General features: G+C 58.3%; 16 protein-coding genes. 10 read left to right on the plus strand and 6 right to left on the minus strand.

Annotated elements, in window-relative coordinates:
* Positions 1 to 93: 93 nt before the first annotated feature.
* Positions 94 to 900 carry an undecaprenyl-diphosphate phosphatase gene (locus FCH38_RS13990; RefSeq protein ID WP_174374129.1) on the plus strand — a complete coding sequence of 269 codons (807 nt, stop codon included), beginning with the start codon at positions 94 to 96 and terminating at the stop codon, positions 898 to 900.
* A 585-nt stretch (positions 901 to 1,485) separates the two neighbouring features.
* Here FCH38_RS13990 and FCH38_RS13995 read toward each other — a convergent pair.
* The 6 genes from FCH38_RS13995 to dnaN form a co-directional block, all read right to left on the minus strand.
* Positions 1,486 to 2,466, minus strand: coding sequence for a complex I NDUFA9 subunit family protein (locus FCH38_RS13995; RefSeq protein WP_153515218.1), 981 nt, complete (start codon positions 2,464 to 2,466; stop codon positions 1,486 to 1,488).
* Between the two features lie 121 nt (positions 2,467 to 2,587).
* The gene (locus tag FCH38_RS14000; RefSeq protein WP_174374130.1) at positions 2,588 to 2,875 is read right to left on the minus strand and encodes a DUF1330 domain-containing protein; all 288 of its coding nucleotides are present in this window, start codon (positions 2,873 to 2,875) and stop codon (positions 2,588 to 2,590) included.
* Between the two features lie 20 nt (positions 2,876 to 2,895).
* Positions 2,896 to 3,603 (minus strand): orotidine-5'-phosphate decarboxylase, encoded by a 708-nt coding sequence (gene pyrF / locus FCH38_RS14005; protein WP_046799272.1) that lies wholly within the window; start codon positions 3,601 to 3,603, stop codon positions 2,896 to 2,898.
* Between the two features lie 4 nt (positions 3,604 to 3,607).
* Positions 3,608 to 4,204 (minus strand): histidine phosphatase family protein, encoded by a 597-nt coding sequence (locus FCH38_RS14010; protein WP_153515216.1) that lies wholly within the window; start codon positions 4,202 to 4,204, stop codon positions 3,608 to 3,610.
* Between the two features lie 96 nt (positions 4,205 to 4,300).
* Positions 4,301 to 4,894 (minus strand): phospholipid N-methyltransferase PmtA, encoded by a 594-nt coding sequence (gene pmtA, locus FCH38_RS14015; protein WP_149898373.1) that lies wholly within the window; start codon positions 4,892 to 4,894, stop codon positions 4,301 to 4,303.
* Positions 4,895 to 5,089: 195 nt separating this feature from the next.
* Entirely contained in the window at positions 5,090 to 6,208 is a 1,119-nt protein-coding gene (gene dnaN / locus FCH38_RS14020) for a DNA polymerase III subunit beta (protein WP_149898374.1), read from the minus strand.
* 267 nt (positions 6,209 to 6,475) lie between these two features.
* On the opposite strand from dnaN, the gene rsmI reads away from it, so the two are divergent.
* The 9 genes from rsmI (at position 6,476) to gshB (ending at position 14,623) form a co-directional block, all read left to right on the plus strand.
* Positions 6,476 to 7,417 carry a 16S rRNA (cytidine(1402)-2'-O)-methyltransferase gene (gene rsmI, locus FCH38_RS14025; RefSeq protein ID WP_149898375.1) on the plus strand — a complete coding sequence of 314 codons (942 nt, stop codon included), beginning with the start codon at positions 6,476 to 6,478 and terminating at the stop codon, positions 7,415 to 7,417.
* Positions 7,407 to 7,775 (plus strand): YraN family protein, encoded by a 369-nt coding sequence (locus FCH38_RS14030; RefSeq protein ID WP_174374131.1) that lies wholly within the window; start codon positions 7,407 to 7,409, stop codon positions 7,773 to 7,775. The genes rsmI and FCH38_RS14030 overlap by 11 nt, the downstream gene beginning before the upstream one ends.
* Before the next feature lie 14 nt (positions 7,776 to 7,789).
* A complete protein-coding gene (locus tag FCH38_RS14035; protein WP_174374132.1) occupies positions 7,790 to 8,350 on the plus strand; it encodes a sugar O-acetyltransferase in 561 nt (186 codons plus the stop codon).
* Between the two features lie 132 nt (positions 8,351 to 8,482).
* Positions 8,483 to 9,781, plus strand: a complete 1,299-nt coding sequence (locus FCH38_RS14040; RefSeq protein ID WP_149898377.1) for an extracellular solute-binding protein — start codon at positions 8,483 to 8,485, stop codon at positions 9,779 to 9,781.
* An 83-nt stretch (positions 9,782 to 9,864) separates the two neighbouring features.
* On the plus strand, positions 9,865 to 10,833 hold the full coding sequence (locus FCH38_RS14045) for an ABC transporter permease subunit (RefSeq protein ID WP_174374133.1): 969 nt from the start codon (positions 9,865 to 9,867) through the stop codon (positions 10,831 to 10,833).
* Between the two features lie 11 nt (positions 10,834 to 10,844).
* Positions 10,845 to 11,687, plus strand: a complete 843-nt coding sequence (ugpE, locus tag FCH38_RS14050) for a sn-glycerol-3-phosphate ABC transporter permease UgpE (protein WP_153515214.1) — start codon at positions 10,845 to 10,847, stop codon at positions 11,685 to 11,687.
* Positions 11,688 to 11,697: 10 nt separating this feature from the next.
* Positions 11,698 to 12,798, plus strand: a complete 1,101-nt coding sequence (locus FCH38_RS14055) for a sn-glycerol-3-phosphate import ATP-binding protein UgpC (RefSeq protein WP_174374134.1) — start codon at positions 11,698 to 11,700, stop codon at positions 12,796 to 12,798.
* A 110-nt stretch (positions 12,799 to 12,908) separates the two neighbouring features.
* Complete coding sequence (locus FCH38_RS14060; RefSeq protein ID WP_149898380.1) at positions 12,909 to 13,421, plus strand: cupin domain-containing protein; 513 nt, start codon at positions 12,909 to 12,911, stop codon at positions 13,419 to 13,421.
* 242 nt (positions 13,422 to 13,663) lie between these two features.
* Positions 13,664 to 14,623: a glutathione synthase gene (gene gshB, locus FCH38_RS14065; protein WP_174374135.1), complete on the plus strand. Its 960-nt coding sequence runs from the start codon at positions 13,664 to 13,666 to the stop codon at positions 14,621 to 14,623.
* The last annotated feature ends 85 nt before the right edge of the window (positions 14,624 to 14,708 follow it).

The raw sequence follows: 14,708 nt of genomic DNA on the forward strand, positions 1-14,708 counted from the left end.
TTCATCAAGACGCTATAAGAGCTTGGCTACTTTAAAACAAGTTTAACGAAATTTCATTCCCTTCCCGCTTTCCCCTGAAAAAAAGGATACGTCATGGGTGACCAATCGATCATCAGCGCGCTTCTGCTGGGCATTATCGAGGGTCTGACGGAGTTTATTCCCGTTTCCTCAACGGCGCATGTGCTGCTGGCCGGGCACTTCCTCGGCTTCAAATCACCCGGCAATACCTTTGCCGTCCTTATTCAGCTCGGTGCGATCCTCGCGATCCTTCTTGTTTATTTTCAAAAGCTTGTATCGATCGCACTTGCCCTGCCGACCAGCGCCAAGGCGCGCCACTTCGTGCTGGCCGTCGCGCTTGCCTTCCTGCCGGCGGCGGTGATCGGCGCGTTGGCGCACGACTTCATCAAGACGGTGCTGTTCGAAACGCCGATGCTGATTTGCGTCGTCCTGATTATCGGCGGCGTCATATTGCTCGCTGTCGACCGCATGCCATTAAAACCGAAATATACCGACATCATGGATTATCCGCCGTCGCTTGCCTTCAAGATCGGCCTCTTCCAGTGCCTGGCAATGATCCCTGGCACCTCTCGCTCGGGCGCCACCATTGTCGGCTCGCTGCTGATGGGCACGGACAAGCGGTCCGCCGCCGAATTTTCGTTCTTCCTGGCGATGCCGACCATGCTTGGCGCTTTCACCCTCGATCTCTACAAGAACCGCGATGCGCTGAGCTTTGATGACGGCGCGCTGATCGCCGTCGGTTTCATCGCCGCTTTCGTCTCCGGCCTGTTCGTCGTGCGCTCGTTGCTGGACTACGTCTCGCGCCGGGGTTTTGCCGCCTTCGCCTGGTGGCGCATTGCTATCGGGTCGCTCGGCCTGATCGCGCTTCTGGTCTTCGGGTAATCCACTCGCGGACCTGCGAACCAAAAAGAAAAAGCGCCCCGGGAAACCAGAGGCGCTTTTTTTGAATCTTGTGAAAGCCGATCAGTTGGTGCTGATCGAAGCCGTTGCGCAGGGGTCGACGCCGTAGGCGGGAGCGCAACCGCTCTTGCCCGCTGCAACCGTTCCCGGCGCCATGAAAGAACCCGCCAGAACCACCAAAGCCGCACACGCAAAAAAGAGTGCGATAGATCTGCCCATTTTATGATTGCCTTTCAGACGTTCGTTCGCGCGGCTCATGCCGCCGTGTGTGAATTGAGGGTCCGGGATATGTTTGGAATGTGGCCAATATCAATAAAGCAGCTTGCTGAATACCGGGTTAATGCGAAGTCTTTTCCACAGTTGCGCTTGTGCCACGCTTACGTGTTGCGGCCGAAGGCCGTTAACTTTTACCCGGCTTTGCAAACCCGCCCCTGTCGATGCTGCACCTCCCCTTCAGTTGAGAGGGAAATGCACTCATAACGGTTTGGTTGCAATTCAATCGCGCAAAAAGAAAAAGCGGGAATGGCTCCCGCTTCCGTTCAGAATGGCGATGCCTGAAGCGAAGTTTCAGGCGGCTTTTCCGGCGTTGGAGAACTGACCGTGTGTGCGGTACTGCACCATGTAAGAGGGCAGAACCGAAGCGACACGGACGGGGTTGATGCCGATGCCTTCCAGTGTCAGGCCGTTCTTTTCCGCCTCGCTGGAAACGACATTGTCCTTTTTCAGCATGGTCACCTGATCGGCCGTCAGCGGTGGCGTGATGAGCGGCACCATTGAAGCGATCTTGCCGATCGTCGAAGCGATGCCGAAAGGCAGATTGACGAAAGGACGCTGACGGTAAGTTGCGGCAAGAACCGCCTCGAGACAGTCGCGGAACGTCATCACGTCCTGACCGCCGAGTTCATAGATAGCGCCGGGCTTCAGCTTGCCATCGACACTGCGGGCGACGGCTTCGGCGACATCCTCGACATAAACAGGCTGGAATTTGGTTTTTCCACCGCCGATCAGCGGCAGGAACGGCAGGCTGCGGGCCATCTTGGCGAATTTGTTGAAGAAATCGTCTTCCGGTCCGAAAATTATTGACGGGCGCAGGATCACGGCGCCGGGCAGAACGGAATGAATGGCGGCCTCGGCGCGGCCCTTGGTGCGGCCGTAGCCGGTCTGCGAACCCGCATCCGCGCCGATCGCGGAGATATGCGTCAGCGTCGCACCGACATTGCGGGCGGCTTCGGCAATGGCTTTGGCGCCGAATTCCTGCACGGCGTCAAAGGTGTTGCGGCCGCTTTCAGTGAGGATGCCGACGCAATTGACCACATGGTCAGCGTCTTCGACGGCTTTGATGATGGAGTCGCGATAACGCAGGTTCGCCTGGGCAAAGGAAATCTGGCCAACATTGCCGAGTGGCTGCAGGAAACCGGCAAGATCCGGGCGGCGCACGGCAACACGGATGCGATAACCGCGTCTCGCGAGCATTCTCACGACATGCCGCCCGACAAAACCCGAACCGCCGAAAACGGTGACGAGGGGTGGAAGGTTGGCCAAGGTCATGGGAGGCTCCTCAGAAGCTGTCGATAAAGTGTTTTTCAGTCTCTTAGCCCAAAGCCGCGCGCGCGTGAAGAGACGTTCTCGCAAGCTGTGGCCAGGGTTCTGGAAATCGGATTGAAGTTCGTCAAATTCCTTCGACGATCATCATATCGGTATCGGCGACGTCCTGACGGATTTTGGCCGCCGCCTGATATTCGGGCGAGTTGTAGCAATCGATGGCGTGCTGCACCGAGGGGAACTCGATCACGACGTTGCGTCCGCGCGCCTTTCCTTCCAGTTCGGTCAAAGCGCCGCCCCTAGCCAGAAAATTGGCACCGAACCGCTCGAAAGCGGGCTTCGCCGTCGCGACATAGTCCTTGTAGCGCTCGCTATCGCGCACATCGACGTGGGCGATCCAATATCCCTTAGCCATTTCGTCTCCTCCGATGGTTTTTACTGATTTGCGGGAAAGCTGGCGCGCAGCATGTCGTCCAGAATGGCGCGGGCCGCCGCCTTCGGGTCTTCCGCCCTGACGATGGGACGGGCGACGACCAGATGGCTCGAACCGGCTTTGATCGCATCGTAAGGCGTCATCACCCGCTTCTGATCACCGAGATCTGCACCCGCCGGGCGGATGCCGGGGGTAACGACGGCAAGATCGGGACCGAGAATTTCACGCACGGCGGTTGATTCCTCCGCCGAACAGACGATGCCGCCCATGCCCGCCTCGCGCGCCTGTTGCGCCCGGCGCAGCACCAGCGAACGGGCATCCGAGGCGTAACCGGCTTCCGCGAGATCACTGTCGTCCATCGAGGTCAGCACGGTGACGCCGAGCAGGCAGAGGCCTGAGCCTTCGGCCGCCTTGACTGCGGCACGCATGGCCTTTGGATAGGCGTGCAAGGTCAGCATCGACATACCCATGCGGGCGATGTTCTCGACACCGGATGCGACGGTATTGTCGATGTCCAGCAGCTTCATGTCGAGAAAGACCTTCTTGCCGCTTTGAACAAGGTCACGCGCAAATTCGAGACCGCCTGCGAATACCAGCTGATAGCCGATCTTGTAGAACAGAACCTCGTCGCCGATTTTTGAGACGATGTCTTCGGCCTGCTGCACAGTCGGAACATCCAGCCCGACGATGAGTTTTTCGCGCGCGGTCATTGTTTTATCCCTGCCATGTTTCCATTGCCGTCCAGTCGCATGGGGGGGACGCTGCTGCAAGTGAAAACTCGGCGATGGAAAAGCAGAAAAGATTGCCGCCGCCCGGCGGCTGGTCCTTGGCGCGGCTGATGCCGCGGCCTTCGACATGGCATTTCAAAAGCGTACCCACGCCGCCATGGCCAACAAAGGCGATAGGGTGTTGCGGGTCGTGCTGGTCGAGAACGGTTTTGACCGCGCCGACGATCCGCGCCTGCGCGTCGATCGCCCTTTCCCAACCGTGAAAGCTTTCGTCAGGATGGGCGAAGAACCAGTCCGCTGCCTTTTCAAATTCCGGCGGCGGCAGGAAGCCGGTGGCAGACCGGTCGTTCTCATGCATCGCTTCGATAATCTCTATCGCCGCACCGGAGGTTTCCGCGAGGATACGGGCGGTTTCGATAGCCTTGGTTTCGGCGCTGGAAACGATGTGCCGCAATGCCCGCGCCCAGGGCAGGCGACTTGCCTCCCGCGCCCGCTCGACACCCCTGTCCGAAAGTCCCCACTCAGGAACAGGAACCGTCGGATCGATCTTGACCTGGGGATGGGTGATGTAGAGCGCATGCATGGCAATCGGTCCTCAAGGGCAATGGAAAGGGCAAACCAACACCCTAACCATCCGTCACGACCGGGAAATGACGGCCTTGTCCATTCTGCCGTGTGGTCAGGCCCGCGTATAGGTCCACAATTGTGCCGGCGGAATATTGCGCACGATGAAATCAAAATGGCGGATGTGGTAAAGATGGGGCTGCGCGACGATCGGGGAAATCGGACCGTAGGATATCTGCATGACGGGGCGGCCGTGCGGTACGCGCTTCAGCAATTCGTCGAGAAGCTTGATGCGGGCGGCCATGGGGAAATTCAGCATCGGTACGGCGGAAATGACGCTGTCGAACATCTGGCCCTTGTGTTCGCCGAGCGTCGCATCGAGATCGAAAGCGTCGCCATTGACGAAGTTGACGCCGGGATAACTTCTGAGCAGCTGATTGTAGAAATCGGTCGAATATTCGATGGCCGTCAGGCTTTCCGGCTTGATGCCGCGCGCCAGAATGGCCTTGGTGATGACACCCGTGCCCGGGCCGAGTTCGAGAACCGGCAGGCCGGAATGGGGATTGATGACACTCGCCATTTTTTTCGCCGTGATCGACGATGTCGGAACAATGGCGCCGACTTTTTTCGGCTGGCTGACCATGCCCTTGAAAAAGCGGATTTCTTCCTCAAATTTCTGCTCAAGGCGTTGCTTCAGGTTAAGTGCCATAATTCCCCTCGGATACATTTTTGGTCATTGTCAAAAAACGGTTACGTACTGTTGATCTCATTTGGCGCAAAAACAAGGCAAAATGTCGTAACTGGAAAAATTCGCTTATCGTTTGAAACACACGGTAGCCGAATCAAAAAACGCCGGGGAAGCGATCCACCGGCGTTTTTGATTGAATTGGCAAAAAACAGCCGTTTAAACGCGCATCGGCATCAGAACATAGAGTGCATCATCGCCGGCAGTGTCGCGAACGAGCGTCGGCGATCCGGCATCTGCCAGCAGAAAAATCGCATCCTCGCCGGAAAGCTGCGACGTGATGTCGAGGAGATATTTGGCATTGAAGCCGATTTCCATCGAATCATTGTCGTAACCAACGGCCACTTCTTCGGTAGCACTTCCCGAGTCGGGATTGTTGACGGTTAACGTCAACTGCCCGTCTGTCAGCGCCAGCTTTACGGCGCGTCCGCGCTCGGAAGAAATCGTCGAGACGCGGTCGACGGCGCGTGCGAAGGTCTGGCAATCGACGCGCATTTCCTTGTCGTTGCCGGTCGGGATCACGCGCTGGTAATCCGGGAAGGTGCCGTCGATCAGCTTCGAGGTCAAAACCACCGAACCGATGGTCAGGCGGATCTTGGCGTCCGAGACCTCGACGGTGACTTCCAGTTCCGGATTGTCCATCAGCTTCTGCAATTCGCCAACGGTCTTGCGCGGAATGATGATGCCCGGCATGCCTTCGGAACCGGAAGGAGCATCCACATCGGCGCGCGCCAGACGGTGACCGTCCGTCGCGACAGCGCGCAGCTTCAGGTCGCCGCCGCTTTCGATGGTGTGGAAGAAGATGCCGTTCAGGTAATAACGCGTCTCTTCGGTCGAAATCGCAAATTGCGTCCGGTCGATCAGCATCTTCAGGTCGGTCGCCTTCAGTTTGAAGGTGTGGCTGAAGGTGCCGGCGGTCAAATCCGGGAAGTCGGTTTCCGGCAGGCATTGCAGCGAGAACTTCGAACGGCCGGAGGCAACCGTCATTGAAGAGCCGTCCGGGTTGGTCGCCAGAAGCACCTCGGAACCGTCAGGCAGCTTGCGCACGATTTCATAAAGCAGGTGCGCCGGCACGGTGGTGGCGCCCGCCTGTTCCACCATGGCTGGCGTCGCTTCGGTGATTTCGAGGTCAAGATCGGTCGCCTTCATGTCCAGATTGGCGCCGGATGCGCGCAAGAGGACGTTGGACAGGATCGGGATCGTGTTGCGACGCTCAACAACCCGGTGCACGTGGTTCAGCGATTTAAGAAGGTTCGACCGCTCAAGAGTAATACGCATGGACGCTACCGCTTTCAACCGTTGCGAACCGGCCACCGCCGGATCGGCAAGAAGAGTCTTGACCGGCAAAAAGCCGGATAATGTGGACGGGCAAAATGGCAGAGTTATTGCTGAAAATGCAAGAGCCGAGTGCATCTGCTTCCGCTCATTTTGCTGCTATACAGCATGATCCACAGGATGTGGCGGCCGATGGACCTTGTTCGGCGGTTTTCTATTGCCCATAAAGGGGGCAAAACCGGAGTGAACGGCCGGGATTGATCGGCCAGAATGATTGGAAGCCGTGTGACGGAAGAAATATCGAACAGCGAAACCAGACAGGCAACAAAGGAATTCAGGATCGGTACGGCCACCATTCCGGCACGGCCGCTGGAGCCGGCGCTCTATCTCGTGGCCACCCCCATCGGCAATCTGGGCGATATCACCATCCGGGCGCTGGAAACGCTGGCCTCTGCCGATGTCCTCGCCTGCGAGGATACCCGCGTCACCCGTATCCTGCTTGAGCGTTACGGCATACGCAACCGCCCGTTCGCCTATCATGAGCACAATGCGAACGAAGCGGGGCCGAAGCTCATTGCCGCGCTGGAGGCCGGAAAATCCGTGGCGCTGGTATCGGATGCCGGAACGCCGCTCGTTTCCGATCCCGGTTATCGTCTTGGTCAGCTGGCGCTTGAGGCCGGCCATCGCGTCGTGCCGGTGCCGGGCGCATCGGCGCCGCTTGCCGCCCTTGTTGGATCAGGCATGCCGAGCGACGCCTTCCTGTTTGCGGGCTTTTTGCCGGTGAAGGATCGCGGCAAGCGCGACCGCTTTGCCGAACTTGCGAAAATTCCCGCCACTTTGATCTTCTTTGAATCGCCACGCCGCATCAGCACCACCGTCAAGGTGGCGTCGGAAGTGCTCGGCCGCGACCGCCGCGCCGTGGTCTGCCGCGAACTGACCAAGACTTTCGAGGAATTCCGTCGCGGCACACTCGGCGAGCTTGCGGAATATTACGACGAGGACCGGGTGGTGAAGGGTGAGATTGTGCTGCTGATAGAGCCGCCCTCCTATGACGAAATTCCCGATATCGAGGATGTCGAGACGCTGCTGAAGGATCTGGTCGCAACCATGCCTGCCGCCAAAGCCGCGGGCGAGGCATCGAAACTGACCGGCTTGCCGCGCAAGGAGCTTTACCAGCGGCTGCTGGATATGAAGGGCAGGGATGGCGGCTGACGGGCGAAAGAACACTCGCCGCAAGGCCGAGCGGCGCGGCCACAACGCCGAATATTGGGCAGCGCTTTATCTGCTGTTCAGGGGATATCGCATCCTCGCGATCCGGTATCGTACCCGGCTTGGCGAAATCGATCTCATCGCCCGCAAGCGGGATGTGGTCGCTATTGTCGAGGTCAAGGCGCGTTCTTCCGGTGTCGCGGCTGTCGATGCGGTCGGCCTTCATTCGCAGCAACGCATCCGCGCCGCCGCCGATCTCTGGCTGTCTCGCCGCAGGGATGCCGAGCGATTTTCGCTGCGCTTCGATATCGTCGCCGTTCTGCCGCGACGCCTGCCGCAGCACTTCATCGATGCTTTTTGAGGGGAGGGAAGGCAATGTCCACCGAGCGCGAAAAAATGGCCGCAGGCGAATGGTACAGCTGCATGGATGCCGGGCTGGATGTGCTGCGCGGCCAGGCGCGCCGAGCCGTTCACCAGCACAATACCTTGCCGCCGGATGATCGTGGGGCCATGGCACCGTTGCTGCGAACGCTTTTCGCCTCCGTGGCGGAAGGGACATTTGTCGAAGCGCCATTTCATTGCGCTTACGGCTTCAACATCACCCTGGGCAAGAATGTCTATCTCAATACGGGCTGCGTCATTCTCGATTCTGCGAAGGTCGTGATAGGCGACGGCGCAATGCTCGGCCCCGCCGTGCAGATCTATTGCGCGGAACATCATCTCGACCCGGTTCCGCGCGCACAAGGCATTGAAATCGCAAGGCCGGTGACAATCGGCCGTGATGTGTGGATCGGTGGCGGGGCGATCCTGCTGGCCGGTGTTACCATTGGTGATGGCGCGATTGTCGGTGCTGGCTCGGTGGTGACGCGCGATGTGCCGCCGGGGGCGACGGTGGTGGGAAATCCGGCCCGGCCCATAAGGCGGAAGGACGCCTGAGACGTCCATTTTTGAAAGAACGGAGTCTATTAGCGGGCACCGTAACAAATCTGACATGAAACTGTTAAAGAGGCGTCATGGAACCCCTCTATTCGCATCCTCACCCCAATAAATGGTGGAGAGGATTTAGTAATGTTGAAGAAGATTTCCATGGCCGCAGTGGCGGTCAGCATTTCGGCAACGTCTTCCATGGCTGCGACCAACATCACCTGGTGGCACGGCATGGGCGGCCGTAACGGCGAAGTCATCAACGAAGTTTCGCAGAAGTTCAACGAAGCCCAGAAGGAATGCGCTCTGACGCCGGTTTCCAAGGGCTCCTACGAAGAAGCACTGGCCAGCGGCATCGCCGCCTTCCGTTCGGGCGAACAGCCGAACATTCTCCAGGTTTTCGATGCCGGCGCCGCCACCATCATCAACGCCAAGGGCGCGGTCATTCCTGCGGAAGACCTCATCAACAAGGCCGGCTACAAGTTCGATCGCGAAGCCTTCATCAACGGCGTGCGTTATTTCTATGCTGCCGCTGACGGCAAGTTCGTCGGCATGCCGTTCAACTCCTCCGCTCCGATCATGTACGTCAACGACGAAGCCCTGAAGAAGGCCGGCGTCGAGGCTCCGAAGACCTGGGAAGATTTTGAAAAGGTCGCGCCGAAGCTGAAGGAAGCCGGTTACATTCCGCTCGTCCAGTCGCAGCTGACCTGGCAGTTCACGGAGAACTTCTTCTCCCGCAATAACATCCAGTTCGCCACCAACAATAACGGTTACGACAGCGTTACCGACACCAAGCTCAAGCTTACCGACCCGAACCTCGTCATGATGTTCGACAAGCTGAAGGACTGGAAAGACAAGGGCCTGTTCGCCTATTACGGCGCTGGCTGGAACGACAACCAGAAGCCCTTCGAAGAAGGCAAGGTTGCTTTCTGGATCGGTTCTTCGGGTTCGTTCGGCGGCTTGCAGAAGACGGCGACCATGCCGTTCTCCGCAACCTTCCTTCCCTATTGGGGCTCCATCAAGGGCGCTGGCACCAACTCCTTCATCGGTGGCGCTGCTCTCTTTGCAATGTCGGGCAAGTCTGAAGCCGAAAACAAGTGCGTGGCTGACTTCTTCCAGTTCCTGACCTCGCCGGAAATCCAGGTCTTCTACCATAAGGCAACCGGTTACGTCGCCATCACCAAGGCTGCTTACGAAAAGGCCAAGGCTGAAGGTTTCTACAAGGAAAAGCCGGTCGCCGAAGTCGGCATCCAGCAGCTGTCGCTGCCGGGCGGCGAATGGTCCAAGGGTTATCGCCTCGGCTTCTACCCGCAGATCCGCGCCGTGATGGAACGTGAATACAACCGCATCTTCTCCGGCGAAGTCACGCCGAAGGACGCCTTCGACATCATCGAGAAGGAAGGCAACGACCTTCTGGCCCGTTTCGCCAAGACGGCCGGCTGATCGATCTTTTCGAAACCAATGATCGTTGTCGAGCCTCCTTTCCGACGGAAGGGAGGCTCGCTTCTGGATAAGGAGGCGCAAGCGTGGCCTATACATCGTCTCAACCACGCCGGTTTTTATCCGGCTGGTCCGCAAAGGCTGGAAAACCCGCCAAGCCAGCTGAAGCCGGCATGAAGCGCGTACAGTTCTCCTCGTCCTTCGTACCCTATCTGTTTCTGGCGCCGCAGCTCGCGGTGATTTTCATCTTCTTCTACTGGCCGTCCGTTCAGGCCGTGCATTCGTCCTTTTATATCGAAGATCCTTTCGGGTTCGGAGCCTCGTTCGTGGGGTTCGCCAATTATTCGGACGCGCTATTCAATCCGGAATATCTCAGCATCGCCAAGTTCACGGTCATTTTCACTGTGCTGGTGACCTTCTTCTCGCTGGCGCTCGGTCTGCTGCTCGCCGTCAAGGCCGATGCCGTCATTCGCGGCAGTTCGACCTACAAGACGGTGCTGATTTCCGTTTATGCCATCGCGCCACCGGTCGCGGGCCTGATCGGCATGATGTTTTTCGACCAGCATATCGGTCCCTTCGTCAAGATGGCCGCGATGCTGGGTTGGGACATGAAGGTCGGCCTCAATTATTTCGACACGGCCTTCGCCATGATCGTCGTCGCCGTCTGGAAGCAGATACCCTACAATTTCATCTTCTTCCTGTCCGGCTTGCAGGGCGTTTCCGTCGCCGTGCGTGAGGCCGCCGCTATCGACTGCCGCTCGGGCTTTCGCCGGTTCTGGACGGTCATCATGCCGCTTCTGGCGCCCACCGCCTTCTTCCTGCTCATCATCAACATCACCTATTCCCTGTTCGATACGTTCGGCGTCATCGACGTGATGGTGAAGGACAAGGCGGCGAACAACCCGATTACGCTGGTCTACAAGGTGTTTCTCGATGGTTTCCGCGGCAATGACATTGGCGGCTCTTCGGCCCAGTCCGTCATCCTGATGCTGGTCGTCTTCGTCCTCACCATCATCCAGTTCCGCTTCATCGAGAAGCGCATCCATTACAATTGAGGGAAAAGACGATGTACAAGACAAAACCCCTCGATCATCTGGTGCTGATAACAGGCGCGTTGTTCCTGATATTGCCGGTCGTCGTGGCCTTCATGACCTCCACCCATACGGCGGCGGAAATCCATCGCAGCGGCCTGACGATCGTTCCGGGCGACAATTTCGTCGAAACTTACGAAAAGGTCCTGACCCAGAAGGGCGGCTTCACCGGGCAGATTACCGGTCTCAACATGATCATCAATTCGCTGATCCTCGGTGTGGGTTTTGCCGTTGGCAAGATCGTCCTGTCGATGACGGCGGCCTATGCGATCGTCTATTTCCGCTTCCGCTTTGCCACACTCGCCTTCTGGATCATTTTTACGACCCTGCTCTTGCCGCTCGAAGTGCGCATCATGCCGTCCTACGAGGTGATGAGCAAACTTGGCCTGTTGAACTCCTATACCGGATTGATCGTACCGCTTCTGGCGTCTGCGACAGGCACCTTCTATTTCCGGCAATTCTTCAAATCCATTCCGGAGGAATTGCTGGAAGCTGCCCGTATCGACGGCGCCGGTCCGGTCAAGTTCTTTATCGACATCATCATCCCGTTGTCGCGCACCATGATGGCGGCGATCTTCATCATCATGTTCGTTTATGGCTGGAACCAGTATCTCTGGCCGATGCTGATGACGACGGATGAGAGTTTCTTCACCCTGATGCGCGGCATCAAGTCGATCCTGCAGGTCTGGGTCGGTTCGCAAATCCCCGATTATAACGAAGCTTTCGCGCTCGCCGTTTTGGCCATGCTGCCGCCGGTGCTGATCGTCATCATATTCCAGCGCTGGTTCATCAAGGGCCTCACCGAGAGCGATAAATAAGGAGACCGAAATGGCCGCTATAGAAATCAGTCAGGTCTGCAAGGATTATCATGGCGGCGTGCGCGCCGTGCATCACGTCGATATCGACATCAGGGACGGCGAGTTCATCGTTCTCGTTGGCCCCTCCGGCTGCGGCAAGTCCACGCTCCTGCGCATGGTTGCCGGGCTTGAGGACATCTCCGAAGGCACGGTGAAGATCGGCGACCGGGTGGTCAACCAGGCCGATCCCGCCGACCGCGATATTGCCATGGTGTTCCAGAATTACGCGCTTTATCCGCATATGTCGGTGCGCCAGAACCTGGAATATGGGCTTAAGAACCGCAAGACACCGAAGGCGGAGATCGATGCGCGTGTGGCCGAAGCCGCCCGTATGTTGCAGCTCGAACCCTATCTGGAGCGCAAGCCGCGCGCCCTTTCCGGCGGCCAGCGTCAGCGCGTCGCCATGGGCCGCGCCATCGTGCGCAAACCGGCGGCCTTCCTGTTCGATGAGCCTCTGTCCAACCTTGATGCCAAGCTGCGCGTTTCCATGCGCGGTGAAATCAAGCGTCTGCAAAAGCGCCTCGGCACCACCTCCATCTATGTCACCCACGATCAGCTTGAGGCCATGACGCTGGCTGATCGTCTGGTAGTGTTGAATGGCGGCCGCATCGAACAGATCGGTGCGCCGCTTGATGTCTATCACACGCCCGCCTCCACTTTTGTCGCCAGCTTCATCGGCTCTCCCGCCATGAACCTGCTGAATGCCGAGTTGCATGGCGATAGCCTCGCCATCGGTCCGTCACTGTTTGCGCTCAACGGTTTTGCCCCCGCTTCGGGGTCGGTGACGGTGGGCATGCGGGCGGAGGATTTCCGCATTGCTGCGGCGGGCGAGCAGGGCCTTGCGCTGCGCGTCGATTATATCGAGGAGCTGGGTTCACAGCGCCTCGTGCATGGCATGATCGGCGACCAGAACCTGACAGTGGCTTTCCCGCCGGATGTCGAGGTTCCGGCCGCATTGTCGGTGACGATAGCGCCGGAAAAACTGCACTTCTTCTCCAACGAAACCGGTAAACGCATCGCCGGCAAGGCGGAACAGGTCCAGGTACAGCCCGCTCAGCTGGCGACGGCCTGATCACGTCGGAAGAAATCGGCGCGATGACTAAAATTGCGCCGATTGTCAAAACCGCTTTGTTACGATCCCGATGATAGAAGACCTCCAATATTTCACGGGGGTTTTCTCATATGTCGTTCAAAATGATGTTCGCGGCGGCTGCAACCATGGCGATTCGCACGATGCCAATATTGCCGGCCTATCTGCGCGGAGCAAAAGACGAGGCTGTTGTCAGCGCATCCTGCACCGATCTGCGGCTTCAGCCGGCCCCCATCAATCCGGACTGGATCATTTCCGGCGATCCGAAGGCGCGTGCGGCCGATCATTCCCGAAGCGGCGACCGCGCGTCCAGCACCGCCATGTGGGATTGCACGGCGGGTGAATTCCGCTGGTTCTTCGGCTGGGACGAGACCGTCTATATTCTGGAGGGCGAGGTGCATGTGACGGCGGAAGACGGCTCGATCAGCATCCTGCGGGTCGGTGACGTCGCCTATTTCCGGGCTGGAACATGGGCCACATGGCGAGTGGATGACTATGTCCGCAAGGTCGCCTTCATGCGTCGTCCATTCCCAAGGGCGCTGGCGCTCGCCTATCGCGTCAAGAACAAGCTGTTTTCCGGCAGTTCCTACAAGCTGGCGGCCTGAACCAGTAAAACAGTCCAAACGACGGAGCCTCTCCGGCTCCGTCGGCGGAATTGTGAAGGTTCAATAAAACTCACACGAAGCACCGCTTGCAGCAGTTGCCTTTGAATGGTCGCTGCCCTACATCTTTCGGGCTTTCGGAAGCATTTCCGGGGTCTCTTCGGGTCTCCCGGGAAGCCTGAAACGACGGACAATGGGCATTGCGGGCCGGCAAGGCGTCCGTATGCTGCAAGAGGAACATGCGCATGGCGAAGATCAAGAACGTCGCGATCCAGATGGATCATGTCTCAGGTATCAACATCGCCGGTGACTCCACCTTCGCCATGAGCCTCGAGGCGCAGGCGCGCGGATACCGGCTGTTCCACTATACCCCCGATCGCCTTTCCATGCGCGATGGCAAGATTTACGCCACCGTCGAGCAGATGGAACTGCGTGACATCAAGGGCGACCATTTCTCGCTGTCAGAGCCGGAGCGCGTTGATCTTTCGACCATGGATGTCATCCATCTGCGTCAGGATCCGCCATTCGACATGGCCTACATCACCTCCACCCATCTGCTGGAGCGCATTCATCCCAAAACACTTGTTGTCAATGACCCCGCCTGGGTGCGCAATTCGCCGGAAAAGATTTTCGTCACCGAATTCGCCGATCTGATGCCGAAGACGCTGATCACCAAGGATGTGGCTGAGATCGCCCGGTTCCGCAATGAAATGGGCGATATCATCCTCAAGCCGCTTTATGGCAATGGCGGTGCGGGTGTCTTCCATTCGGCGCGTGATGACCGCAATTTCTCTTCGCTGCTGGAAATGTTCGGCCAGATGTTCCGTGAGCCCTATATTGCCCAGGAATATCTGCCTGACGTCCGCAAGGGCGACAAGCGTATCCTGCTGGTGGATGGCGAACCGGTGGGCGCGATCAACCGCGTGCCGGCGGAAAATGATGCCCGCTCCAACATGCATGCCGGCGGCCGGCCAGAACCGACGGAACTGACGGCGCGCGAGAAGGAAATCTGCCGCCGCATCGGTCCCGCCCTGCGCGAGCGTGGTTTCCTCTTTGTGGGTATCGATGTGATCGGCGATTATCTCACTGAAATCAACGTCACCTCACCGACCGGCATTCGTGAAGTGCAGAAATTCGGCGGTGCCGACGTGGCCAGCCTGTTGTGGGATGCCATCGAGAAAAAGCGCGAAGCTCAGGATTTCTGAGGCGATTTCCCGACCGAACCCCGTTTGTTCCGTGGGTACAACTAGACACAACTAAAATACATCGCCCGCGTGAAATTGTTCACTG

It is taken from the genome of Agrobacterium tumefaciens (assembly GCF_013337285.1).
GTDB classification, from domain to species: Bacteria; Pseudomonadota; Alphaproteobacteria; order Rhizobiales; family Rhizobiaceae; genus Agrobacterium; species Agrobacterium burrii.